General features: G+C 63.4%; 18 protein-coding genes. 12 read left to right on the forward strand and 6 right to left on the reverse strand.

Annotated features, from left to right (window positions below; all coding sequences use genetic code 11):
- The first annotated feature begins 82 nt into the window (after nt 1-82).
- From hflK to EK416_RS04170, 5 genes are all read left to right on the forward strand, one after another.
- Nucleotides 83-1,210 carry an FtsH protease activity modulator HflK gene (gene hflK / locus EK416_RS04150; RefSeq protein WP_127076204.1) on the forward strand — a complete coding sequence of 376 codons (1,128 nt, stop codon included), beginning with the start codon at nt 83-85 and terminating at the stop codon, nt 1,208-1,210.
- Nucleotides 1,207-2,154 (forward strand): protease modulator HflC, encoded by a 948-nt coding sequence (gene hflC, locus EK416_RS04155; protein ID WP_127076205.1) that lies wholly within the window; start codon nt 1,207-1,209, stop codon nt 2,152-2,154. Before hflK ends, hflC begins: the two co-directional genes overlap by 4 nt.
- 187 nt (nt 2,155-2,341) lie before the next feature.
- On the forward strand, nt 2,342-3,769 hold the full coding sequence (locus tag EK416_RS04160; RefSeq protein ID WP_127076206.1) for a trypsin-like peptidase domain-containing protein: 1,428 nt from the start codon (nt 2,342-2,344) through the stop codon (nt 3,767-3,769).
- 3 nt (nt 3,770-3,772) lie between these two features.
- On the forward strand, nt 3,773-4,096 hold the full coding sequence (gene yidD / locus EK416_RS04165) for a membrane protein insertion efficiency factor YidD (RefSeq protein WP_127076207.1): 324 nt from the start codon (nt 3,773-3,775) through the stop codon (nt 4,094-4,096).
- Nucleotides 4,097-4,191: 95 nt separating this feature from the next.
- A complete protein-coding gene (locus EK416_RS04170) occupies nt 4,192-4,458 on the forward strand; it encodes a hypothetical protein (RefSeq protein WP_127076208.1) in 267 nt (88 codons plus the stop codon).
- A gap of 286 nt (nt 4,459-4,744) precedes the next feature.
- Here EK416_RS04170 and EK416_RS04175 read toward each other — a convergent pair whose 3' ends face one another.
- A complete protein-coding gene (locus EK416_RS04175; RefSeq protein WP_127076209.1) occupies nt 4,745-5,419 on the reverse strand; it encodes a cation efflux transmembrane domain-containing protein in 675 nt (224 codons plus the stop codon).
- A gap of 11 nt (nt 5,420-5,430) precedes the next feature.
- Entirely contained in the window at nt 5,431-8,382 is a 2,952-nt protein-coding gene (uvrA, locus tag EK416_RS04180; protein ID WP_127076210.1) for an excinuclease ABC subunit UvrA, read from the reverse strand.
- 243 nt (nt 8,383-8,625) lie between these two features.
- Here uvrA and thrS point away from each other — a divergent pair, with 243 nt between their 5' ends.
- Together thrS and EK416_RS04190 are read left to right on the forward strand one after the other, a co-directional pair.
- Complete coding sequence (thrS, locus tag EK416_RS04185; protein WP_127076211.1) at nt 8,626-10,548, forward strand: threonine--tRNA ligase; 1,923 nt, start codon at nt 8,626-8,628, stop codon at nt 10,546-10,548.
- A 268-nt stretch (nt 10,549-10,816) separates the two neighbouring features.
- Complete coding sequence (locus tag EK416_RS04190) at nt 10,817-12,076, forward strand: CPBP family glutamic-type intramembrane protease (protein WP_127076212.1); 1,260 nt, start codon at nt 10,817-10,819, stop codon at nt 12,074-12,076.
- A 23-nt stretch (nt 12,077-12,099) separates the two neighbouring features.
- On the opposite strand, the gene EK416_RS04195 is transcribed toward EK416_RS04190, so the two are convergent.
- On the reverse strand, nt 12,100-13,527 hold the full coding sequence (locus EK416_RS04195) for a DHA2 family efflux MFS transporter permease subunit (protein ID WP_127076213.1): 1,428 nt from the start codon (nt 13,525-13,527) through the stop codon (nt 12,100-12,102).
- Nucleotides 13,528-13,838: 311 nt separating this feature from the next.
- On the reverse strand, nt 13,839-14,690 hold the full coding sequence (lgt, locus tag EK416_RS04200; RefSeq protein ID WP_127076214.1) for a prolipoprotein diacylglyceryl transferase: 852 nt from the start codon (nt 14,688-14,690) through the stop codon (nt 13,839-13,841).
- Nucleotides 14,691-14,998: 308 nt separating this feature from the next.
- Here lgt and EK416_RS04205 point away from each other — a divergent pair, with 308 nt between their 5' ends.
- The 4 genes from EK416_RS04205 to EK416_RS04220 all read left to right on the forward strand — a co-directional run bounded on the left by EK416_RS04205 (nt 14,999) and on the right by EK416_RS04220 (nt 18,968).
- Nucleotides 14,999-15,955, forward strand: coding sequence for a ChuX/HutX family heme-like substrate-binding protein (locus EK416_RS04205; RefSeq protein ID WP_127076215.1), 957 nt, complete (start codon nt 14,999-15,001; stop codon nt 15,953-15,955).
- A 10-nt stretch (nt 15,956-15,965) separates the two neighbouring features.
- A complete protein-coding gene (locus EK416_RS04210) occupies nt 15,966-16,841 on the forward strand; it encodes a heme/hemin ABC transporter substrate-binding protein (RefSeq protein WP_164729848.1) in 876 nt (291 codons plus the stop codon).
- On the forward strand, nt 16,838-17,917 hold the full coding sequence (locus EK416_RS04215; protein WP_127076217.1) for a FecCD family ABC transporter permease: 1,080 nt from the start codon (nt 16,838-16,840) through the stop codon (nt 17,915-17,917). Before EK416_RS04210 ends, EK416_RS04215 begins: the two co-directional genes overlap by 4 nt.
- Nucleotides 17,918-18,053: 136 nt before the next feature.
- Nucleotides 18,054-18,968, forward strand: coding sequence for a hypothetical protein (locus EK416_RS04220; RefSeq protein WP_164729849.1), 915 nt, complete (start codon nt 18,054-18,056; stop codon nt 18,966-18,968).
- Between the two features lie 38 nt (nt 18,969-19,006).
- Here the strand turns inward: EK416_RS04220 and EK416_RS04225 are convergent, their stop codons facing one another.
- Complete coding sequence (locus EK416_RS04225; protein WP_245433928.1) at nt 19,007-20,959, reverse strand: sigma-54-dependent Fis family transcriptional regulator; 1,953 nt, start codon at nt 20,957-20,959, stop codon at nt 19,007-19,009.
- Nucleotides 20,960-21,289: 330 nt separating this feature from the next.
- Here EK416_RS04225 and yiaY point away from each other — a divergent pair, with 330 nt between their 5' ends.
- Nucleotides 21,290-22,441, forward strand: a complete 1,152-nt coding sequence (gene yiaY / locus EK416_RS04230) for an L-threonine dehydrogenase (protein ID WP_127076220.1) — start codon at nt 21,290-21,292, stop codon at nt 22,439-22,441.
- Between the two features lie 95 nt (nt 22,442-22,536).
- Here yiaY and EK416_RS04235 read toward each other — a convergent pair whose 3' ends face one another.
- Nucleotides 22,537-23,487: a cation diffusion facilitator family transporter gene (locus EK416_RS04235; RefSeq protein WP_127076221.1), complete on the reverse strand. Its 951-nt coding sequence runs from the start codon at nt 23,485-23,487 to the stop codon at nt 22,537-22,539.
- Nucleotides 23,488-23,533: the final 46 nt, after the last annotated feature.

Consider the following 23,533-nt stretch of genomic DNA (forward strand, 5'->3'; position numbering starts at 1 on the left):
CACCCTGTTACGAGCAGAATTCTGGCCCCGCTGGCCGGGGCGAAGCGGGGCTAAACCCGCCGATGGTAAAGGAAAACGCATTATGCCGTGGAATCAGAGTGGCGGCGGAGGCTGGAAGGGCGGTCCGAGCGGCGGCCCTTGGGGACAAGGCCCCGCCGGCGGTGGTTCGCCTCCCCCCGATCTCGAAGAAATCCTGCGCCGCAGTCAGGACAAGCTGCGCCAGGCCGTGCCGGGCGGTGTCGGCTTCGCGGGCATCGGGCTTCTCCTGTTCGTGCTCGCTGCCGCAGTCGGCTATTTCGGCTTCACGGTGCGCATCAATCCGGATGAACGCGGCGTCGTGCAGCGCTTCGGCGCATACGACCGCGAGCTTTCGAACGGCCTCAATTTCCGCTGGCCTTATCCCGTCGAGGAAGTGACCATCGTTCCGTTCACACGCCAGAACCGCGTCGAGGTCGGCTTTTCGAGCGGCCCGACAGGGCCATTCGGCGCGATCCGTTCCTCTGCCCGCAATGAGGAAAGCCTCATGCTGACGGGCGACGAAAACATCGTGGAACTGAACTTCAACGTCTTCTGGAACGTCAAGGACGCGCCCGCTTACCTCTTCAACGTGCGTAATCAGGGCGACAGCCTCGATGCCAGTCCGAACGTGAAGGCAGTAGCCGAGAGCGCCATGCGCGAGGTGATCGGCCAGAACGATATCCAGCCCATCCTCACGAAGAGCAGGCAGGACATCGAGGAGTCGGTCAAGACGCTCATCCAGCGCACACTCGACAGCTACAAGTCCGGCATCAACATCACACAGGTCAATCTGCAAAAGGTCGATCCGCCAAGCGAGGTCATCGCGGCCTTCCGCGACGTTCAGGCCGCGCGCGCCGATCAGGAGCGCCTCAGAAACGAGGCGGAATCCTACGCGAACCGCGTCGTGCCGGAAGCCCGAGGCGAAGCGCAGCGCATCCTTCAGGGCGCGCAGGGCTATCGCGAGCAGGCGGTGGCAGAGGCCAAGGGCCGGACAGAGCGCTTCCTCAAGGTCTTCGAAGAGTATCAGAAGGCTCCCGATGTGACGCGCAAACGCATGTATCTCGAAACGCTGGAACGTGTGCTGGGCGGTATGGACAAGATCATCATCGATGAGAAATCCGGAACCAACGGCGTCGTGCCCTATCTTCCCTTGAACGAACTTCAGCGCACCCAGACCGGAGGCCAGCGATGAGAACCGCGATTGTGGGATTCCTCATTCTCCTTGCGACGGGCCTGGTCATCGCGGTCGGTTTCTCCGCGTTCATCGTGCCGCAGACACATCGCGCGCTCGTGCTCCAATTCGGCGAGCCGGTCCGCACGATAGACAACCCCGGCCTTTACTGGCGGCTGCCGTTCGTGCAGACGGTCGTGCAGTTCGACCGGCGTATCCTCGATCTTCAGACCGAGGAGCAGGAAGTGATCGCAGCCGACCAGAAGCGTATCATCGTCGATGCCTTCGCCCGGTACCGGATCAGCGATCCGCTCGCGTTTTACCGGGCCTTCCGCAACGAACTTGCCGCGCGTCAGCGTCTCACTGCCATCGTCGATTCGACGATCCGCAGCGTGCTCGGGCGCGCGACCTTCATCGATCTCGTGCGTAATCAGCGCGAGGGGCTCATGAAGCAGACGCTCGCTTTCGTGAACAACGACGTTCGCGGTTTCGGCGTCGAAGTCGTCGATGTCCGCATCCGCCGCGCGGACCTGCCGGAGGCGAACAGCCAGGCCATCTTCCGCCGCATGCAGACCGAGCGTCAGCGTGAAGCCGCCGAACTGCGCGCGCAGGGCGCCGAGCAGGCGCAGCGCATCAGGTCGACCGCCGACAAGGAAGTGACCGTCGTCACCGCCAACGCGAATCGCGACGGCGAGCGCATCCGGGGCGAAGGCGATGCCGAAAGGAACCGCATCTATGCCGACGCATTCGGTCGCGACCGCGATTTCTTCGCCTTCTACCGCTCCATGCAGGCTTACGAAGAATCGCTCAAGGGCAGCCACACCCGCATCGTGGTGTCGCCCTCGTCCGAATTCTTCCGTTATTTCAATGAGCCTATGAGTGCGGCACCCGGAAGCGTCAGGACGCCTTCGCCTGCCGGACAGACAGGGTCCAGCGCCGCCGCGGCTACGCCCCCGGTGCGCTGAATCAAGGGTTGAAAACGGAATATTTCCTTTCACTACCTATCGTCGAGTGCATGGACATTGCACTCGACGCCTTTATGTCTCACCTTATAGGCAGGCACGGATTCCCACCGCATCTGCCGCTGGTTTCGGAACCCGAAGGGCATGGCGCGGTTTGCAGCGTTGTCTCGTGTGTTTTAAGGTGAGGCTAATGGCGATCCACCATCATCTCCGGCTGCTTCTTGGGGCAAGCCTTCTGGCTCTCGGCAGTTTTGCCGCCCCGCCCCCCGTATTCGCAGTCGAGATGAAATCTGGCGAGTCCTTCTCCGATGTTGCCGCGCGTGTGCGAAATTCGGTTGTAAGCGTGTCGGCCCAGGTCACGGAGGAAATCGGCGCGTCGGGAGCCCGGCGAAGCCGAGGCGAGGGCTCGCGTGCTCCGAAGGGGGGGCAGAGCGTGCTCCAGAAAACTTCGGTCGGTTCGGGCTTCATCATCGACGCGAGCGGCATCATCGTCACCAACAATCACGTCATCGAGGATGGCAACACGGTTTTTGTCGCGTTGCCCGATGGCTCCGAGGTGAAGGTCGACAGGATCGTCGGACGCGATACCAAGACGGATATCGCCGTCCTCAAGATCACGCCGAAGCCGTCGAGGCCGCTGACGCCCGTTTCGTTCGGCGACTCGTCGCAAATGCGCATTGGCGATTGGGTGATAGCCGTCGGCAATCCGTTCGGCTTCAAGGGCACCGTAACGGCGGGTATTTTGTCGGGGCGCGGCCGCGACATCAGCGCCGGGCCTTATGACGATTTCCTTCAGACCGATGCCTCGATCAACAGCGGCAATTCCGGTGGCCCGCTCTTTAATACGCGAGGCGAGGTCATCGGCATAAACACGGCGATTTTCTCACCGTCGGGCGGCAGCATCGGCCTCGGCTTCGCCATTCCCTCGAACACCGCGAAGCGTATTGTCGAACAATTGCGCAAGCACGGCGAAATTCGCTGGGGCTGGATCGGCGCGCGTCTGCAAACGCCGAGCGACGATATCGCGGAACATCTTCATCTCTCCCATGCCGAGGGCGCGCTGATCGCTCGCGTCGACAAGGGAAGCCCCGCCGAAGCCGCAGGCTTGCAGGAGGGCGACGTGGTGCTGGCCTTCGCTGGCTTGCCCGTAAAACATGCGCGCCAGCTTCCGCGCTTCATCGCCCAATCCAATGTGGGCGAAGACGCCGATGTTCTGATCCAGCGCGCCGGCGAAAGAAAAACGGTCAAGGTCAAGGTTGGCCGCATGATCGAGGCCGACTGGTCGGGTGTTCTGCCACCCGCACAGCAAAAAGCCAAGCGGCAGAGGCTCGGAAAGATCAGCTTCGAGTCACTGTCCGAGGATAGCCGCTCCAGGCTTGGCCTTTCGGCTGACGCCGAAGGCGCCGTCGTTTCGGCCGACGAAAGCCGGATCGTGGCGCACGGAAATCTCAATCCGGGGGAGCTTGTGGTCGAAGCGGCGCACGCGCCGATCCGCTCTGCCGACGATCTCGACCAGCGCCTGAACGAGCTGCGGGCGCTCGCGCGGCGCGAAGCGACGCTGACGGTAAAGGATGCGAGCGGCTCCATCCGCTTCGAAACCGTCTCCCTCGAAGACTAAGGCGTGACAGTCGATCTTCCCACATTACTGAAGACGGTCGTAAAGGCGCCGGTTTACGTTTATCGATATGCGATCTCGCCGATCATCGGGCCGCGATGCCGCCACATGCCGACGTGCTCGCAATACGCTCTCGACGCAATCGACAAGAACGGCGCGTGGTTCGGCGGCTGGCTCACCATTGGGCGCATCCTCCGCTGTCATCCATGGGGAAGTTCGGGTTACGATCCTGCGCCCGATCTACGGACGCAAGAAATCCCCTTCTGGGCACCCTGGCGCGTCTGGCGCTACAGGCGCTCCCAGCCGCGATGCGATCATATAACAAGCTGATCAGGCACATAAAATTGCCGATCACGCTTTAGCTGGCCCTTATCGCTTCTCCCCTATCCTCGCACGTGTTGATTATTCGAAGCGGGGGAACCGTCATGCGTCCTGCTAAAACCGCGCTGTTCGCCGGTCTTGCCATGGCTTGCGCCGGCGCAATTTCATCGGCCAGCGCGCAATGCGTTCAGGCCTACACGATCACCACGTTCAACGGCCCGTTCTGGAATTACCTTTGCGGCGACTGTCCTGCGCCGGTCGCGGTCAAGAAGGTCAAGCCCGCGCCGGGCAAATGCGGCGTTGGCAAGTTCTATCAGAAGGGAAAATGCGTGGCCCCGACAGTGGCGGCCACTTGGGAGAAAATCCGGTAACTCACTGGTATTGGCCCGGAAATATCAGGTGGGCGACGAGGACTGAACAAGCGAGGACAGGCGATGCCCCCGCATCAGAAGAGCGTTAAGCCGGGACGCACACCACATGAGGCGGCCACCATTGGGCGCCTTGATCTTTCCCCGCCCGTCTCAGAGCATGACCGGGCGTCCATCCTGCCTGCATGAAACAGCAAAGGGGCTAAGGCGCAAAGGCCCACAGGGCCGATATTCCGGCAAGGCTGCGCGTTGACGAATGCTCGGCGTGCGTGGCTACGGCCCGGCGTTTCTAAAACGGGCTGCTGGCCGAGGGTTCCACCGAAGCCGCCGTTCGCCCTGCGCGGTTCGCTGCACGCAGTTCGGCCGTGGCATGCCGCATAACGACGGCCGCGCCTTGCAACCCGAGTGCTGCCATAATCGCGGCTACGACCAGATCGGGCCAGCCTGTGCCGGTTCCAAATACGCCGAGTGCCGCCAGCAGCACGGCACCGTTGCCCAGAACGTCGTTGCGCGAGCACACCCACACGGAGCGCATATTCGATTCGCCGTTGCGATAGGCATAGAGAAGCGCGAGACAGATCGCATTACTGATGAGCGCGGCAACGCCGACCAGGCCCATCGTCTGCGGCGCCGGCACCGTTCCCGCTTGCAGATGCCATACCACGGTTGCCATAACCCAGAGGCCGAACAGCCCCATTGTCGCACCTTTGGCGAGCGCTGCCATGCTGCGATACCGCAGCGCCATCCCGACGACGAACAAGCTGATCGCATAGTTCGCCGTGTCGCCAAGGAAGTCCAGCGCGTCGGCTTGCAGGGACGCTGACCCCGCTGCGAGACCGGCGACGATTTCCACGACGAACATGACGGCGTTGATGAAAAGAACGATCCACAGGACGCGCTTGAAGGAAGGGTCGCCCCGACGAGTGTCCCCCTCGCAAACACCGTTATCGCAGCAGCCCGCCATCTGTCCTCCCGTTACTCCGCAGCCCGCGCCGCCACCTTCGCCTTCCCTTTCGCTGCGGGGCGGCGCTGGAGCAGTTCCTTCAGGAACCGCCCCGTATAGCTCGCTTCCGCCTCGGCGATGTCCTCCGGGCGCCCCTCCGCCACGATGCGGCCGCCGCCGTCGCCGCCTTCGGGCCCAAGGTCGATCACCCAGTCAGCGGTCTTGATCACTTCGAGATTGTGCTCGATCACCGCCACCGTGTTGCCCGCGTCCACAAGCTGATGCAGCACTTCGAGCAGCTTCGCCACGTCGTGGAAATGCAGCCCCGTGGTCGGCTCGTCGAGGATATACAGCGTCTTGCCGGTTGCCCGCCGTGACAGCTCCTTCGACAGCTTCACACGCTGCGCCTCGCCGCCCGACAGCGTCGTCGCCTGCTGACCAACCTTGATGTAGCCGAGGCCGACGCGTTGCAGCGTCTCCATCTTGTCGCGCACGGACGGCACCGCCTTGAAGAACTCCGCCGCCTCGTCCACCGTCATGTCGAGCACATCGGCGATGGACTTGCCCTTGAACCTGATGTCGAGCGTCTCGCGATTGTAGCGGTGGCCCTTGCAGACGTCACACGTCACATAGACGTCCGGCAGGAAGTGCATCTCGATCTTGATGACACCGTCGCCCTGGCAAGCCTCGCAGCGTCCGCCCTTTACGTTGAACGAGAAGCGCCCCGGCAGATAGCCGCGCGCCTTCGCCTCGGGCAGCCCCGAGAACCAGTCGCGGATGGGGCCGAACGCGCCGGTATAGGTGGCCGGGTTCGAGCGCGGTGTGCGGCCGATGGGCGACTGGTCGATGTCGATGACCTTGTCGAGAAATTCGATGCCGTCGAGCGCGTCGAACGGTTCGGGCGTCTCGCCTCCCCCGTTCAGCCGCCGGGATGCCGCCTTCTGGATCGTCTCGATGAGGAGCGTGGACTTGCCGCCGCCCGAAACGCCCGTGACCGCCGTGAAGCAGCCGAGCGGGATCGAGGCGGTGACGTCCTTCAGATTGTTGCCGCGCGCGCCGCGCACCGTCAGCATGCGGCGCTTGTCGATCTTGCGGCGCGCCGTCGGCAGCGGCACCGCTCGTTTACCCGTAAGATATTGCCCGGTGAGGCTTTCCGGGTGCGCCTTGATCTCGGAGGGCGTGCCTTCGGCGATCACGCGCCCGCCATGGACGCCGGCGCCTGGGCCGATGTCGACCACATGATCGGCGGTGAGGATCGCGTCCTCGTCATGCTCGACCACGATCACCGAATTGCCGAGGTCGCGCAGGTGCTTCAGCGTGTCGAGCAGCCGCGCGTTGTCGCGCTGGTGGAGGCCGATGGACGGCTCGTCGAGCACATACAGCACGCCCGTCAGGCCCGAGCCGATCTGCGAGGCGAGCCGGATGCGCTGGCTTTCGCCGCCGGACAGGGTGCCCGAGTTGCGGCTGAGCGCGAGGTAATCGAGGCCGACGTCGTTCAGGAAGCGCAGCCGCTCGCGAATTTCCTTCAGGATGCGCGTCGCGATTTCGTTCTGCTTCGGCGTGAGCTTGCCCGACAGCGTCGCGAACCAGTCGTTCGCCGCCTTGATCGACATCCGGGACGCCTCGCCGATATGCAGGCCGTCGATCTTCACCGCGAGCGCCTGCGGCTTCAGGCGGAAGCCGTTGCACTCCTCGCAAGGCTGGTTCGACTGGTAGCGCGAAAGCTCCTCGCGCACCCATTGGCTGTCCGTTTCCTTCCAGCGCCGCTCGATATTCGTGATGACGCCCTCGAACGCCTTGCGCGTGGTGTAGGTGCGCATGCCGTCGTCATAGGTGAAGGCGATCACCTCGCCGCCGGAGCCGAACAGGATCGTGTCCTGCACCTTTTTCGGCAGCTTGCTCCACGGCGTTTCCATGGAGACGTTGAAGTGGGCGGCGATGGCGTCGAGCGTCTGCGTGTAATAGGGCGAGGTGTTGCCGGTGCGCGCCCAAGGCACGATCGCGCCCTTGCGCAGCGAAAGCGACTGATCGGGAACGACGAGCTGCGGCTCGAACTTCAATTCCGTGCCGAGGCCGTCGCATTTCGGGCAGGCGCCGAACGGGTTGTTGAACGAGAACAGGCGTGGCTCGATCTCGTCGATGGTGAAGCCCGAAACGGGGCAGGCGAAGCGCTGCGAGAAGGTGATGCGGCGCGGCTCGTCGGCTTTCTGCGCGGCCTTTTTCTTCTTGCCGCCGCCGTCCGCTTCCGGCTCGGCCTTGGGCGCGTCGGCGAATTCCACTATGGCGATGCCGTCCGCGAGTTCGAGCGCAGTCTCGAAGCTGTCCGCAAGCCGCGTGCCGATATCGCCGCGCACCACGATACGGTCCACCACCACGTCGATGTCGTGCTTGAACTTCTTGTCGAGGGCCGGCGCGTCCGGGATTTCGTGGAACGTGCCGTCGATCTTCACGCGCTGGAAGCCGCGCTTCTGAAGGTCTGCGAGTTCCTTGCGATATTCGCCCTTCCGGCCCCGAATCATCGGCGCGAGCAGGTAAAGCCGCGTGCCCTCGGGCAATTCAAGCACGCGATCCACCATCTGGCTGACGGTCTGGCTCTCAATGGGAAGCCCGGTCGCGGGCGAATAGGGCACGCCGACGCGCGCCCACAAAAGGCGCATGTAATCGTAAATCTCGGTGACGGTGCCGACGGTGGAGCGCGGATTGCGGCTCGTCGTCTTCTGCTCGATGGAGATGGCGGGCGAAAGGCCGTCGATCAGGTCGACGTCCGGCTTCTGCATCATCTCAAGGAATTGGCGCGCATAGGCCGACAGGCTTTCGACATAGCGGCGCTGGCCCTCGGCATAGATGGTGTCGAAGGCGAGGCTCGATTTGCCGGAGCCGGACAGGCCCGTGATGACCACGAGCTTTTCGCGCGGAATGTCGAGCGAGACGTTCTTGAGGTTATGCTCGCGCGCGCCGCGTATCGCGATATGTGTCTGTGTCAAGGAAGTCCTGTCCCTGCGCGTTCTGCCGCAGGTTATAGCGCCTTAACTCGGCCCGGTCGCGCGGAATTTAAAGGGGCGGGCGCGTCTGTGCCCGGCTTTGTAAGCGGTGCGGAACGAGCGCACTTAAGAGAGAAGTGCTTTTTGATTGTCGCCCCCCGCCCTTGACATCGCGCGGCGCAGAAGCCAATACGGGGGCATCCCAACATCTTACCCGCGCAAGTAGGCGGGAGTGAGAGGCACACCATGATCACGCTGACGTTTCCCGACGGTTCCGCACGCTCCTTCGACGCCGCTATCACCGGCGCGGAACTCGCCGCATCCATCTCGAAATCGCTCGCTAAAAAGGCCGTCGCGGTCGCCCTCGACGGCAAGCTTGCGGACCTCGCCGACCCGATCGCGGCCGACGCGCGCGTCAAGATCGTCACCCGCGACGACCCCGAAGCGCTGGAACTCATCCGCCACGACGCCGCCCACGTGATGGCCGAGGCCGTGCAGGAGCTTTTTCCCGGCACGCAGGTCACCATCGGCCCCGTCATCGAAAACGGCTTCTATTACGATTTCTACCGCGAAGAGAGCTTCACGCCCGACGACCTCGAAAAGATCGAGGCGAAGATGCGCGAGATCATCGCGGCGGATAAGCCCTTCGTGAAGGAAGTGTGGTCTCGCGAGAAGGCGCAGGACTTCTTCGCCGCCGAAGGCGAGGGCTTCAAGGTCGAACTGATCGATGCCATCCCCGAGGGTCAGGATCTCAAGATCTACAGACAGGGCGACTGGCTCGACCTGTGCCGCGGCCCGCATCTGCCCTCGACGGGCAAAGTCGGCAAGGCGTTCAAGCTGATGCGCCTCGCGGGAAGCTACTGGCGTGGCGATTCGAACCGCGAGCAGCTTCAGCGCATCTACGGCACGGCCTGGGCGAGCGACGAGCAGCTCAAGTCGTACCTCACCATGCTGGAGGAAGCCGAGAAGCGCGACCATCGCCGCCTCGGCCGCGAGATGGACCTGTTCCACTTGCAGGAGGAGGCGCCGGGCTCGGTCTTCTGGCACCCGAAAGGCTGGACGGTGTTCCAGGCGCTCATCGCGTTCATGCGCCGCCGCCAGCACGCGAGCGGCCATGTCGAGGTGAATTCGCCCGACATGATGGAACGCAAGCTCTGGGAGCAATCGGGGCACTGGGAGAAGTTCGGCGAGAACATGTTCGTCACCGAGACGCCCGACGAGCGCGTGTTCTGCTGCAAGCCGATGAACTGCCCCGGCCATATCCAGATCTTCAAGAACGGGCTGAAGAGCTACCGCGACCTGCCGCTTCGCATCGCGGAGTTCGGCAAGGTGCACCGCTACGAGCCGAGCGGAGCGCTCCACGGCATCATGCGCGTGCGCCACTTCACGCAGGATGACGCGCACATTTTCTGCACGCCCGAGCAGATCACGGAAGAGTGCGTGCATCTGAACAGCCTCCTCTTGTCGATCTATCGCGACTTCGGCTTCGAGGACGTCGCCATCAAGCTGTCCACGCGTCCCGAGAAACGCGTCGGCTCCGACGAGGTCTGGGACAAGGCGGAGGCCGCGCTGAAGGCCGCCGTGGAAGCGGCGGGCGAGCCCTACACGCTGAACCCCGGCGAAGGCGCGTTCTACGGCCCGAAGCTTGAATACACGCTGCGCGACGCGATCGGCCGCGAATGGCAATGCGGGACGATCCAGCTCGACTTCAACCTGCCTGTGCGGCTCGGCGCGTTCTACATCGGCGAGGACGGCGCGAAGCATACGCCGGTGATGATCCACCGCGCGCTGTTCGGCAGTCTGGAGCGCTTCCTCGGCATCCTGATCGAGAACTACGCCGGACATCTGCCGCTGTGGCTTTCGCCGGTTCAGACCGTGGTGGCGACCATCGTTTCCGACGCCGATGCTTATGCGGGCGAGGTGGAGGCGGCGCTGGCGGCGGCGGGCGTTCGCGCCGAAACCGATCTTCGCAACGAGAAGATCAACTACAAGGTGCGCGAGCACAGCCTTGCGAAGGTGCCGGTGCTGTTCGTCGTCGGCAAGCGCGAGGCGGAAGAGCGGACCGTGTCCGTGCGCAGGCTCGGCAGCCAGGCGCAGGAGACGCTGCCGCTCGACGAGGCCGTTGCGCGGATCGCGGCCGAGGCCGTGCCGCCGGATCTGCGCCGGTAGCGTACCGCGTCAAAAGATCGAGCAAAAAGGCCGGGGCTTTCCCGGCCTTTTTTGTGCGCGCCGCCGGGACCGCGTGTTGCCCGGGCGGTCGTCATGTCCAATTGTAATGAAATGTGAAACGCGAAGCCTGTTCGATTCAGCTACCCTCAGTAGCATACGAAAGCATAACAGGCATGCACTGCGGGATCGTTTTATCATTACGCGGTTTTGAAGAGCATACACTGGAGAAAATCGATAGACTGAATCTGAAGAGCGGTTTTGGGAGCATATGGTTGAATTGGCAAATACACTGGCCGCCCCGGCCCTGCCTCGCCTTCACGCGAGGGTAAGAAACAACACTATCGAGATTCCCAGAAATGCTCTGTTTTCGAGCCTTTCGCGTGCGCAAATCAGGCTCGTTCTTCCCCACGTAAAGTATAAGCGTTTCAAGCCGGGTCGGGAGATCTTGGCCGAAGGGCAACGAAATCCCGGCAAGATTTTCATCGTCATCGAAGGTCAGGTGGCCGCCACGAAGCTCGGGCTGTCGCCCATCGAAGGGGTGCCCACGTCATACGAGATCGGCCTGATGCGGCGAGGCGACATCTTCGGCGAACTCTCCTTCGTGGACGGAAAGCCGAGCGCGCTGACCTTCACGGCGACGGTCGAGGCGACGGTGGCGGTGCTCGACCTCAGCGGTTCGGCACGGCTCCGCCGCACAAGGCGGCTCAGGGAGATCGTGACGAGCAAGCTTCGCCACCATATCGCCCGCCATGCCGATGAGTCGGTGACCCTGCGTGTGAACACGCTGCAGCTCGAAAACGAATTCTCCGCGTACCGCAACGGCGTCGGACACATCGTCGTCACCACGTTGTGTCTTCTGTCCTTCTACACGCTGACGCTGAGTTTCCTGCCGGCCTTCAAAAGCGTGGCGCATGCAAATTTCGCGCTTTCGCCGCTCATCATCCTGCTTTTCAGCCTCTCCTTCATACCCATCATCGCGACAAGCGGCTTTCCGCTGAGCTTCTTCGGGCTTCAGCTCCGCAACTGGCGTCCGGCATTGGCGTATTCGCTGCGCGTGTCGTCGATGTTCATACTGTTCTTCATCACCGTGAAATGGCTGCTCATCAGCAGCACGCAGAGCTTTGCGGACCTCCCCCTTATCGACAGGGCCGACGTTCAGGTGGATGGGCATCTGGGGAGCGGTTCGGCGTGGTACTGGGTCGCGCTTGCGGTTTATCTGTTGTTGACCCCGATGCAGGAGTTCGTCGCGCGTTCCGGCATTCAGGCACCGCTCTACGCGTTTCTGCACGGGAGCGAATTGAAACGCCGCTGGGCCTCCATCCTCGCGTCCAACCTCGTGTTCGCGGCGGCGCATGCGCATATCAGCCTCGCCTTCGCGCTTGCCGCATTCCTGCCCGGCATTTTATGGGGATGGATCTTCGCCCGCACCAACTCGCTGATGGCGGCGACGGTGTCCCACATTCTCATCGGCGGCTCGGGGATGTTCCTTTTCGGCGTCGAAACCATGGTGGAGCGCCTTTCCGCCTGACGCAGGGCGCCGTCCTTCGACTGTCAATCGTGTTTCACCGCGACATGCACGCCGCTCGCGGAGTCTGCCTCGCGGTCGGTTTCCGGCCGGTAAGACAGCGATGCCCCGGCTCCTTCGGGCAATCGCCAGAACCACACCGTCGCAAGTGCCGATAGGGCCGCCACGACCCAGAATGACGTTGCGAAATCGGCCTGCGTCAGCGTGGGCTCGCCCCTCGTCGCCTGTGACGCCTGCAAAACGAGCGCTCCGATAGCGACGCCGAGCGAAAGCGAAACCTGCTGCGCCACGCTCGCGAAACTCGTCGCGCGGCTCATCTGGGACGGCTTGATGTCGGCATAGGCCAATGCATTGATGGCTGTGAATTCCAGCGAACGGAAGAAGCCGCCCGCGAGCAGAATGGCCACAATGGCGGCGTGTGGAGTCGCGTCGGTAAAAAAGCCCGACAGAGCGATGAACGCCGAACTGATGGCGGCGTTGACGATCAACACATTGCGAAACCCGAATCGCCGGATGATCACCGGTGCCGTCGTCTTCATGACGAGCGCGCCTGCCGCCGCTGCAAGCGTGAGCATGCCCGACTGAAACGGCGAAAGCCCAAAACAGAGTTGCAGCATCAGTGGCAAAAGGAACGGCATTGCCCCGATCCCGATCCTGAACACCGACCCGCCTATCACCCCGGCGCGGAATGTGGAAATGCCGAGAAGCCTGAGGTCGATCACCGGGTTGTCGACGCGAAAAGCATGACGCACATACGCGGCGCCGAAAACGACGCCCCCCAACGTCATGGCCGCGCCCGTCAGCATGGACTCGTGAGTCTCGCCCAGAAGCGCGAGCCCGAACACGATGGCGGCCAGCGCAAGGCCGGATAGAACGAAGCCCGTCCTGTCGAGCGGTGGCGAGCGCTCCTCGCGTATGTTCTCGAAAAAACGCCACGACAGGAACAAGCCGAGCGCTCCGATGGGCACGTTCACGTAGAAGATCCAGCGCCAGTCCAGATAGGTCGTGATGAAACCTCCGAGGGGCGGCCCGACCACCGGGCCGAACATCGCCGGGATCGTCAGCCATGCCAGGGCGCGGATCAACTCATGTTTCGGCACGGAGCGGAGGATCAGGAGCCGGCCAACCGGCACCATCATGGCCCCGCCAATTCCTTGCAGGATGCGAAAGGCTATGAACTCGGGCAGGCCGTTCGACAGTCCACACAGCATCGATCCCGCCGCGAAGACGACGATAGCCGCCATGAAAACCCTGCGCGCGCCGTACCTGTCCGCCACCCAGCCGGAAATCGGGATGAACACGGCAAGGCTGAGAAGGTAGCTCGTCATCGCGAGCTTCAGCGTGATCGGGTCTTCGTTGAGGCTCGCCGCGATGGCTGGCAGTGACGTGGCAATGACCGTCGCGTCGAGGCTTTCCATGAACAGCCCGCAGGCAACGACGAGAGGAATGATCATGGGCGCGGCATGGCGAACTGTTCTGCGGGAATGGCCGGGTTGGCGGGTGGCTATCGCTGCCGCTCCCGGAGAAAGGGAGCGTCTGCCGTCCATATATAGGCGATCAGGTGGCGGCGGCGAAGCGTACCGGTTGCTTTCGCGTAACGGCGCGCCGGAGAGCCCAAAGCGTTCTTGTATCGGCCCGCGTCAAGTCACCATTCGATCGTCTAGGAGAGGAGAGAAAGCCGACGTTGTTCGCAAGAACGGTGCCCCGAAGCTTCCTTCGCTCGAACGCGCCGGACCCTCTCGCGAATAAGATCAGCGAGCCCGCTTCATGCAGGTGCCGGCTCCTTCCCCCTCCCCCGCCGCGCCGTCGCCACGAACAAAACTCCCAGCGCGATCATCGGCAGCGAATACACCACGCCTTCCGAGAAATAAGCCGTCGTGAAGAACTGGCCGAAGTCCCATTCCTTGAAATACTCCGCGACGATGCGGAACACCCCATAAGCCGCGAGAAAGACGCCGGTCACGAGCCCCGGCCGTTGCAGCGCAAGCCGCGTATGCGTGGAGTAGCGCAACAGGAAAAACATCGCGAGACCTTCGAGTGCTGCCTCGTAAAGCTGCGTCGGGTGACGCGGCCCGGCGGCGTCGCCCGCCAGCAGCACGCGCGCGGGAAACTCCACCGCCCAAGGAACATCGGTGAGCCGCCCGTAAATCTCGCCATTGATGAAATTCGCGAGCCGCCCGAAGAAGAGCCCGAACGGCACTGCCGCCGCCGACAGGTCCATCAGCGAGCGCACGGGGATGCGGTTCATGCGCGCGAAAATCCAGATCGCCGCGCCCACGCCGAGCAATCCGCCGTGAAACGCCATGCCGCCTTCCCAGAGGCGGAAAAAGCGGAGCGGATCGTGCAGGAGCATTGTCGGTTCGTACATCAGGAAGAAGCCGAGCCGCCCGCCCAGAACGGTGCCGAGCGTCGCCCAGAAAAGGAAGTCGTCGGCCTGATAAGGCGTCATCGGCGACGGGCCGCCCCAAAGGCGTTCGTTTCCGCAGAGACGGCGCATGTAGAGCCAGCCGAGCAGCAGCCCCGCCATGTAGGCAAGGCCATACCAGCGGATGCCGAGCGGCCCGATATGCACCGCCACGGGGTCGTTGAACGGAAATGCAATCGCCATCAGGTCCATCGCCGAGCCTCCCGCGCTTCGCCTGGCTCCGCTTTAGCAGGAGATCGAGCGACCGCCAACCGGCGGTTGGGGGCGACGCCGCGCCTTATACCGCGACGGCTCCGCGCGAGGTCCATCCGTGAAAAAAGCCCGGGCGAGAGCTGCCCCGCCGCGAGTTAAACACTTCATTGCTGCTTTCCGGCCGCTTCGTTACCATCGCGCATCTGGCTCATATTAAACATATTATCGTTCTAAATTAGATATTTACCATTGAATACCCCCTTCGCCGCGGACTATACTCCGGCAAGATTCAGGCGGAGGAGGACCGGATGTTGGAGGACGGCATTCCGGCCCGTGGCGAGCGGCTTCGGGGCGGCGCACTCAGGGGAGCCATGCTTCGTCTGAGGGAAGCGGAAAAACTTCGCGCACGCGACGCCGCCACGCGTCTCGGCGTCAGCGAGGCGGAATTTGTGGCGGCAAAAGTCGGGCACGAGGCCATCCGCCTAGAACCCGATTTCGCAGACATCGTTCACGCGCTATCCGGCGTCGGCGAGGTGCTGGCGCTTACGCGCAACGAGCATTGCGTCCACGAGAAGCACGGCACGTTCGAAACCGTCGCCATCGATGGCGACGCCGTCAGCGTGCGCGGCGAGGGATTGCAGCTTCAGCTCTTCCTTGGCCACTGGCGCCACGCTTACAAGCTCACCGACGAAGGCGAGATGGGCATGATCATGACCAGCCTTCAGTTTTTCGACGCGGATGGCACGGCGGTGCACAAGGTCTACCAGACCGAGAACACAGACCGCGCGGCCTTCGACGCCATCGTCGGGCGCTTCATGCACGCCGAGCAATCGAACGAACTCGACGTGACGCCTGCCCGCCTTGCGCCACCAGATCCAACGCCCGGCAACCGTACCCGCGTTGCCCCGCGCGCGCTCCGCGCCGCTCTCGAAAGGGCGGCGGCAACGGCAACGCCCATCGGCGTCGTCGTCGGCAATTCCGGCGCGATCCAGAGTTACACGGGGCCAATCTCCAAGGTCATGGCGACAGGCCCCTGGTACAATATCCTCGATCCACGCTTCAACATGCACCTGCATGAAGCGGCCATCGACTCCGCATGGGTAGCGCGCGAGCCCTCCGCCGACGGGATATTTACCTCGCTCGACCTTTTCGACGCCCGAGGGCTTCGCATCGCGCGGGTCTTCGGCGCACAAAGCTCCGACCAGTTCCAGTCCCCGGCGTGGCTCGAAATAGCCGCCAGCCTTCCCCTTTTCGATGCAGCGTAGAGAGGTTCGAATGAAGCCTGTATCGCGGCTCCTTTTGCTTATGGCCGCTCTTTTGGCGACCGCGCTTTCCCCGGTCCGGGCGGCCGACGGCGGCAAGCGTGTCATCACAGTCGGCGGCGACGTCACAGAAATCGTGTTTGCGCTCGGCGAAGGAAGCAGCGTCGTCGGCCGCGACACCACCTCCACATATCCAGCCGAGGCCGGCGCCCTGCCCGATGTCGGCTACATGCGCCAGCTCGGCGCGGAAGGCGTGCTGTCGCTGAAGCCCGATATCGTGATCGCTGCCGCCGGGGCAGGCCCCGCCGAGGTGCTGAAACAGATCGAATCCGCGGGCGTGCGCGTGGTACGCGTCCCCGATCCGCACAGCGCCGAGGGCCTGATCCAGAAGGTGACGACCATCGCGGACGCGCTGAACGCGAAAGCGGCGGGGGCGACACTCACGACAAGGCTTGTACAAGACCTGACGAAGGTCAAAGCCGAGATCGCGGACCTGCCCGGCCACCCGCGCGTTCTCTTCATCATCACCGCTGGCAGCGGGCCGCCGATGGCCGCCGGTACGGGCACCGCAGCCGACTCGCTGATCCGGCTCGCGGGCGGTGAGAATGTCTTCGCCGCGCACACCGGCTACAAGCCGATTTCGCTCGAAGCGGCAGCGGCAGCCTCTCCCGATGCCATCGGACTGATGGATCAGACGCTGCAACAGATGGGCGGCGTCGACGCGGTGGCGAGCAATGCGGCGCTCCGGCTCACCCCCGCCGCGAAGGAGAAGCGCATCTTCGGCCGCGAAGGCAGCTATCTCCTGAGCTTCGGCCCGCGCCTGCCGCAGGCGCTGTCCGATTTCGCCCACGCCATCCGCGAGAAAGCGGCGGAGAAGAAAGCGTTGTGACAAGCGCAGCCATAGAAGTGAGTGCCCGCATCCGCGACATGCGCGCGGCGCAGATCAGGACGAGGCGGCTTTTTCTCGTATGCCTCGCGGCGGGGCTGTGCGTCGCTTCCCTCGCGGGGCTCGTCGTCGGGGCCGTGCCGATCCCGCTCGGCGATGTTTTCGGCGCACTCTCGCCCTTCCACGAGGCGCAGGGGCCCTATGGCGAAATCGTCCAGTCCATCCGCCTGCCCCGGCTCTTTCTGGGGCTGTGCGTGGGCGCGGTGCTGGGCCTGTCGGGCGCGGCGCTGCAAGGGCTTTTCCGTAATCCGCTGGCCGATCCCGGTATCATCGGCGTATCGAGCGGGGCGGCGCTCGGAGTCGCTTTCGTGATCGTGCTGGGCAACGCGGTGATGCCGGGAGCGCTTGCCATCGCGGGACCGTTCGCGCTTCCCGTTGCCGCGTTCGGCGGCGGCATGGCTGCGCTTCTCGGCGTTTACGCGCTGTCTAGGCGGGCGGGAGCGCTGTCCGGCTCGTCGCTGATCCTCGCGGGCATCGCGATCAATGCGATAGCGGGCGCGGCGCTCGGCTATCTTTCCTTCGCGAGCACGGACGAACAGCTTCGTCAGGTGACGTTCTGGACGCTGGGCAGCCTCGGACGCACGAACTGGGCGAGCCTCATCCCCGCCGCCGTCGCCATGATCGCGGCATCCGTCCTCCTGCTGCGGCTGGCACCGGTTCTGAACGTCTATCTGCTTGGCGAGCGCGAGGCGGAGCATCTCGGCGTGAACGCCGGGCGCCTCAAAAATCAGGTCATCCTGCTGTCGGCGCTCGGCGCAGGCGCGGCCGTCGCCGTCTCGGGCATCATCGGCTTTGTCGGCCTTGCCGCGCCGCACATCGTGCGCCTGTTTGCGGGCGCAGATCATCGCGTCGTGTTGCCGGGATCTGCGCTTCTTGGCGCGCTCTTGCTCGTCTCGGCCGATCTCATCGCGCGCACCGCCGTGGCGCCCGCGGAACTGCCGGTCGGCATCCTCACGAGCGCGCTCGGCGGGCCGTTCTTCCTGTGGCTGCTGAGCCGTTACCGCCGCGAGCTATTGTAGCGGCTGACGCGCCGCCTCCGACTTACCGCAACAAAAGCGGGCCGCCCTGCGCGCGCCGCCAGTTTCCTGCGTGTCAAAGAGTCTGGCTCTGGCCCCGATCTCAAGGCCTGCGTGCTCACGGCTTTTCGATTGCACGATGAATGCTTCCCCCATAAACCCTAGTGATCAGGCAAGAGGCTGTGATGAGATGAATAGCGATAAGCTCACATTTTTATATCTGGATCTTGCGAAGCAGGGCGGGCTTTCGACGTCAGAGCCGCGCGTCCTGTATCTGGAAGCTTTGTATAGTATCTCTACCCTTCGAGCCGACCTCGATGATAATTCTTCGATTGTCGTTTACACGAATGTTCCTGCAGATTATAAGAACATCCCTGTTCAGGTAGAAGATGTCAGTGCGGTCATGGCTGAAATGATGGGGCCGCATTCCTATGTCTTCCGAGCGAAGCCATGGATAATGCTTCATGCCATGAAACAATTTGGCGGCATCTGTGTTTTTCTGGATACGGACACGTTCATTTTGCCTGGCTTCGTGCGCGCTATCCGCGACAGGATAGGCAACGGGCCCATCGTGCACGAAATAAGCAATGCCACGGCACCTGCCTATGCGCAGCGGGTGACGAAGCCGTTTCCGCATCAGGACCGCCATACGGGAAATCGGACCTGCTTTGAATGCAATAGCGGCGTGATCGGCGTTCGTTCAGGTTGGGGTGAAGCGCTCATCGAAGACACACTTCACATCATTGATGATATTCTTCCCACGCGCGATTGGCAGCGTACACTGGAACAGTCTGCTTTGGCGGATGCAATCGGGTTGCATGGCCTTGCTGCGGAGCCCATCGCCCCCTGGATAAATCATTACTTCAATCGAAGCAAAAAACGCTACATGCATTCCCAGATAAAACAGCTTTTACGAAGGAATGACGGCAAGATTGATGCAACGCGCCCTTGTATAGCAATAAATCCATATCGCGTTAAGCTTTATCAATATTTTCACGACACAAAGGCTCTCTTCAAGAGCTATCGTTCCTATGACACGCGCCTTGTGGAATAAGTGACGACATGATTGAGGCTATCTGGATTATCGCGAGCTTACTGTAGCGGGGCTTCGCGCGGCGTCTTCGGGCGCGGTCGCGGGCACGCCTTGAGCCTGCGGTAGAGCGTGTTGCGGCTGATGCCGAGACGGCGCGCCGCCTCCGACATGTTGCCTTCGCTTGCGAGCACGGCTCGCTCGATCATGATGTCGGAGCTGGCGCGAAGCGAGTCGGCTGCGCAGGCGTCATCCGCCATTCTGGACGGGGTGTCGAGGTTCTGAAGATCCTCGATCAGGTCGTCCGGCAGGTGCCGCCAGCCGATCATGACCTCACCCTCGTCGACCACGGCGCATGCAAAAAGCAGCGCATTCGAAAGCTGGCGCAGATTGCCCGGCCAGCGATAGCGGGCAAACGCGGCGGCCACGTCCGGCGCCAGCATCAGCGACCTGCCGGGCTCGAACGCCGAGAGCATGCGCGCGACGATGGCCGCGAAATCGGTGCGCTCGCGGAGCGCCGGAAGCTTCAGTGTAAGGCCGTTCAGCCGATAATAAAGATCGGCGCGGAAGCGTCCGGCCTCTACCTCGGCCTTGAGCGGCTTGTGGCTCGCCGCGATCAGGGCGAAATCCACCTTCGCGGGCTTGCCGCCGCCGAGCGGAACCACCTCGCGCTCCTGAAGCACGCGCAAAAGGCGCGATTGCAGCGAAAGAGGCATGTCGCCGATCTCGTCGAGAAACAGCGTGCCGCCGTTCGCCTCGCGGATGCGGCCGGGCGATCCCTCGCGGCGAGCGCCGGTGAAGGCGCCCGGCGCATATCCGAACAGCTCCGATTCGATCAGGTGTTCCGGCAACGCCGCGCAGTTCACCGCGACGAACGGCGCATCCTTGCGCGGCCCGGAAGCATGGATAGCGGCGGAAACGCGCTCCTTGCCCGCGCCCGACTCGCCCTGAAGCAGGATCGGGATCGGCTTGCCCGCCACCTTGCGGGCCCGGTCGATCACGAGCTTCATCGTCTCGTCGCCCGTGTCGAGGTCGGCGAGCGGATCCCGAAGCGGCAGGGCAAGCGGCGTCTCCCGCCGGCGCGGCGGAGCGATCCGGCTGCCAGGTTCGATGCGAAGATACAGAGGCCGCCCCGCACGGCTGACGGTGGGTTCGACGCGGCCCGTCTGGCGGCGCGCGAGATCGCAAAGGCGCGCCATGTCGAGCGACAGGACAGCGCCGATCGCGGCGCTTCCGATGTCTTCGGCTCGGAGGTCGAGAAGCACGCGCGCAGCATGGTTCGCACCAGCGATGCGGCCGTCCTCGGCGAGCGCGACAAGCCCTTCGGCGAGCGTGCCGATGCCTTCCGCCTGCGGATGAAGCCGAAGCCGCATGTGGCTCTCGTGGTGAAGTTCGAAAAGCCGATTCTCGATCATATGGCTCGCCGCGCTGACAAGACCCGACGTGTGCGGATGCCGTACGCGATGATGGCCCGACACATCGATGACACCGAGAATGCGCCCGTCCGAACCCGTCACGGGCGCGGCGGCGCACGTCAGAAAGCGGTTGTGCTCAAGAAAATGCTCGGCCCCATGCACAAGCACCGCCGCGCCTTCGACGATGGCGGTTCCGATGGCATTGGTGCCCCGGCTCGTTTCATGCCACGACGCACCCGGCTTGAGCGCAACGCGCGAGGCACGCTCCACGAAGTCGGCGTCGCCCAGCGCCTCGATCAGCACGCCCTGCTCGTCGGCAAGGACGACCATGCTGCCGGAGCCCCGGACCTGCGCATAGAGATAGTCCATGACGGGACGCGCGCGCGTCAGAAGCTCGCGCCGGCGCTCCAGCGTTTCCTTCAGGCGCGAGGTGGAAATCCGGTCTTCCGCATTGAACCGCGGAACAAGCCCCGCGCCGAGACATCGTTCCCAGCTTCGCGAGACGGTCGCGCCAACGAGGGCGGCGGGCGGAATTTCCCCGCGATCCAGCATCTTGCGGGCGCGATCCAACGACGACGCGCCCTTTGCGGCGTTCTCCATCGGCATGTCTCCCTGTCAGGATGCGCTTCGAGGGCATCCTTTGAATTTGGTAACATTGTCACCGAAAAGGCGGCCAACGCGCAAGAAAAACATAAGTCTTATAAATGCGCCTGTCTCGTTCTGGCACAGTGTCACGAAATACCACAGCGCGGCGAAACAGTTCACACGCAGAACTTTCACATTATTTCAGATACTTAGCACTATGGCACGGTCCCTGCTTTGTGGTCCCGCAGCAGGGCGCTCGACCGTCCCGCCCCTTGAAGAACGGGAGAAGCCGCGCGGCGCACCAGCGTGCGCCGGATAAAAAGCTCTCATGGAAGGAAACGCATCATGGCGGAAACCACTTTTTTCATCCCCTCGCTCAATCTCTTCGGCGCGGGCTGCCTTTCGGGGGCTGCCGATCACGCGAAGGCCAAGGGCTTCAGGCGTGCGCTGATTGTTACGGACATGGGCATGTACAAGCTCGGCGCGGCGGAGAAAGTCGCCTCCCTCCTGACCGAGCGCGGCGTGTCGAGCGCGATCTTCCCCGGCGCCCAGCCAAATCCGACCGTGAAGAACGTCGAGGACGGCCTTGCGCAGCTCCGGCAGGAAGACTGCGATGTGGTGATCTCGCTCGGTGGCGGCTCCGCGCATGATTGCGCGAAAGGCATTGCGCTGACAGCCACCAACGGCGGCAGCATCAAGGATTACGAGGGTGTCGACAAATCGCCCAAGCCGCAGCTCCCGCTGATCGCGATCAACACCACGGCGGGCACGGCGAGCGAAATGACGCGCTTCTGCATCATCACCGACGAGGACCGTCACGTGAAGATGGCCATCGTGGATCGGCACACGACGCCGATCCTCTCGGTCAACGATCCCGTGCTGATGCTCGGCAAGCCCGCGCCGCTGACCGCCGCCACCGGCATGGACGCGCTGACCCACGCCATCGAGGCCTACGTTTCCATCGCCGCCACGCCCATCACGGACGCCTGCGCGCTGAAAGCCGTGTCTATCATCTCGAACAACCTTCGCGACGCGGTCGCCGACGGGCAGAACCTCGCCGCGCGCGAGGCGATGTCCTACGCGGGCTTCATGGCGGGCATGGCGTTCAACAATGCATCGCTCGGCTATGTGCATGCGATGGCGCATCAGCTCGGCGGCTTCTACGACCTGCCGCACGGCGTCTGCAACGCAATCCTGCTGCCGCATGTTCAGAGGTACAATGCGCAGGTCGCTGCAACGCGGCTCAAGGATGTGGGACACGCCCTGGGCGTCGATACCACGGGCATGTCGGACGAGAAGGGCGCGGATGCGTGCATCCATGCGATCCAGCGGCTTTCAACGGATATCGGCATCCCGGCGAGCCTCACCGAACTCGGCATGAAGGACGAGGATGTGCCAATACTCGCCACCAACGCACTGAAGGATGCCTGCGGCTTCACCAATCCGAAACAGGCAACCCAGGCCGAGATCGAGGCGATCTTCCGCGCGGCGGCATAGTTCGCAACGGTTTCCGTCCGCCCCTCCCAAAAGGACGGATTGGCTCGGGGTCTGGCGTTGGCTCCGAGCCTCTTTTCTTTGGCCTAGCGGCCGCCTCAAACGACATCATCCGGCGCGAGCGCGCAGGACTCGGCATCGCCGTACTCGATCTGCAGCGTGACATGCTGAATGCCGAAACCGGCGTGCAAGTCTTGGCCCGCGCGCGCGATGAACGCGTCGCCCGGATGCCCTCCTGGCATCACGAGATGACAGGTCAGCGCGCTTTCGGTGGTGCTCATCGCCCAGATGTGGAGATCGTGAATGCAGGCAACGCCGGGCAGCGCTTCGAGGTGGCGTCGCACCGCGCCCGGATCGATACCGGGCGGCACGCCTTGCAACGCCATGTTCACCGAATCGCGCAACAGCCCCCAGGTGCCCGCCACGATGACGCCCGCGATGGCAAGGCTCACCGCCGGGTCGATCCACATCCAGCCCGTCTGCCAGATCACGAAGGCCGACAGCAGCACACCCACTGAAACGCCCGCGTCCGCCGCAAGATGCAGATAGGCGCCGCGGATGTTGATATCGCCGTGCCGCCCTCGCATGAACAAAAGCGCCGTGCCGCCGTTTATCACCACACCGATGGCGGAGGCGATCATCACGCCACCCGCCGCGACCGGCTCGGGGTAGAAAAACCGCCGCACTGCCTCCAGTGCGATGGCACCGACGGCGATCAGGAGAATGATGGCGTTGGCAAGCGCGGCGAGGATCGACGTCGAGCGATAGCCATAGGTGAAGCGCTCGGTCGGCGCCTTTTTCGCCGCCGTGGCGGCACCCCAGGCAAGGAGCAGGCCGAACACGTCGGAGAGGTTATGTCCGGCGTCGGCGATGAGCGCCACGGAGTTCGCGATCACCCCGTAGACGGCCTGTGCCACGACGAGCGCGATGTTCAGGGTCACGCTGATGGCAAAGGCCGACTGGAAGTTCTGCGGGGCATGGGTGTGGCCGTGCGCATGGCCGTGAGCGTGCGAATGACCGTGACCGCTACCGTGATCGTGCCCGTGCATGTGACCCGCTTGCTCCTGCTTGCCTCGACGATACCGTAGCTTGCGG

It is taken from the genome of Rhodomicrobium lacus (assembly GCF_003992725.1).
GTDB lineage: Bacteria > Pseudomonadota > Alphaproteobacteria > Rhizobiales > Rhodomicrobiaceae > Rhodomicrobium > Rhodomicrobium lacus.

Excerpts from the sequence above, each read along its gene's own strand:
- hflK (WP_127076204.1), top strand. The coding sequence starts at position 83 with ATGCCGTGGAATCAGAGTGGCGGCGGAGGCTGGAAGGGCGGTCCGAGC.
- hflC (WP_127076205.1), top strand. The coding sequence starts at position 1,207 with ATGAGAACCGCGATTGTGGGATTCCTCATTCTCCTTGCGACGGGCCTG.
- EK416_RS04160 (WP_127076206.1), top strand. The coding sequence starts at position 2,342 with ATGGCGATCCACCATCATCTCCGGCTGCTTCTTGGGGCAAGCCTTCTG.
- EK416_RS04170 (WP_127076208.1), top strand. The coding sequence starts at position 4,192 with ATGCGTCCTGCTAAAACCGCGCTGTTCGCCGGTCTTGCCATGGCTTGC.
- EK416_RS04175 (WP_127076209.1), bottom strand. The coding sequence starts at position 5,419 with ATGGCGGGCTGCTGCGATAACGGTGTTTGCGAGGGGGACACTCGTCGG.
- thrS (WP_127076211.1), top strand. The coding sequence starts at position 8,626 with ATGATCACGCTGACGTTTCCCGACGGTTCCGCACGCTCCTTCGACGCC.
- EK416_RS04190 (WP_127076212.1), top strand. The coding sequence starts at position 10,817 with ATGGTTGAATTGGCAAATACACTGGCCGCCCCGGCCCTGCCTCGCCTT.
- EK416_RS04195 (WP_127076213.1), bottom strand. The coding sequence starts at position 13,527 with ATGATCATTCCTCTCGTCGTTGCCTGCGGGCTGTTCATGGAAAGCCTC.
- lgt (WP_127076214.1), bottom strand. The coding sequence starts at position 14,690 with ATGGACCTGATGGCGATTGCATTTCCGTTCAACGACCCCGTGGCGGTG.
- EK416_RS04205 (WP_127076215.1), top strand. The coding sequence starts at position 14,999 with ATGTTGGAGGACGGCATTCCGGCCCGTGGCGAGCGGCTTCGGGGCGGC.
- EK416_RS04210 (WP_164729848.1), top strand. The coding sequence starts at position 15,966 with ATGAAGCCTGTATCGCGGCTCCTTTTGCTTATGGCCGCTCTTTTGGCG.
- EK416_RS04220 (WP_164729849.1), top strand. The coding sequence starts at position 18,054 with ATGAATGCTTCCCCCATAAACCCTAGTGATCAGGCAAGAGGCTGTGAT.
- EK416_RS04225 (WP_245433928.1), bottom strand. The coding sequence starts at position 20,959 with ATGGAGAACGCCGCAAAGGGCGCGTCGTCGTTGGATCGCGCCCGCAAG.
- yiaY (WP_127076220.1), top strand. The coding sequence starts at position 21,290 with ATGGCGGAAACCACTTTTTTCATCCCCTCGCTCAATCTCTTCGGCGCG.
- EK416_RS04235 (WP_127076221.1), bottom strand. The coding sequence starts at position 23,487 with ATGCACGGGCACGATCACGGTAGCGGTCACGGTCATTCGCACGCTCAC.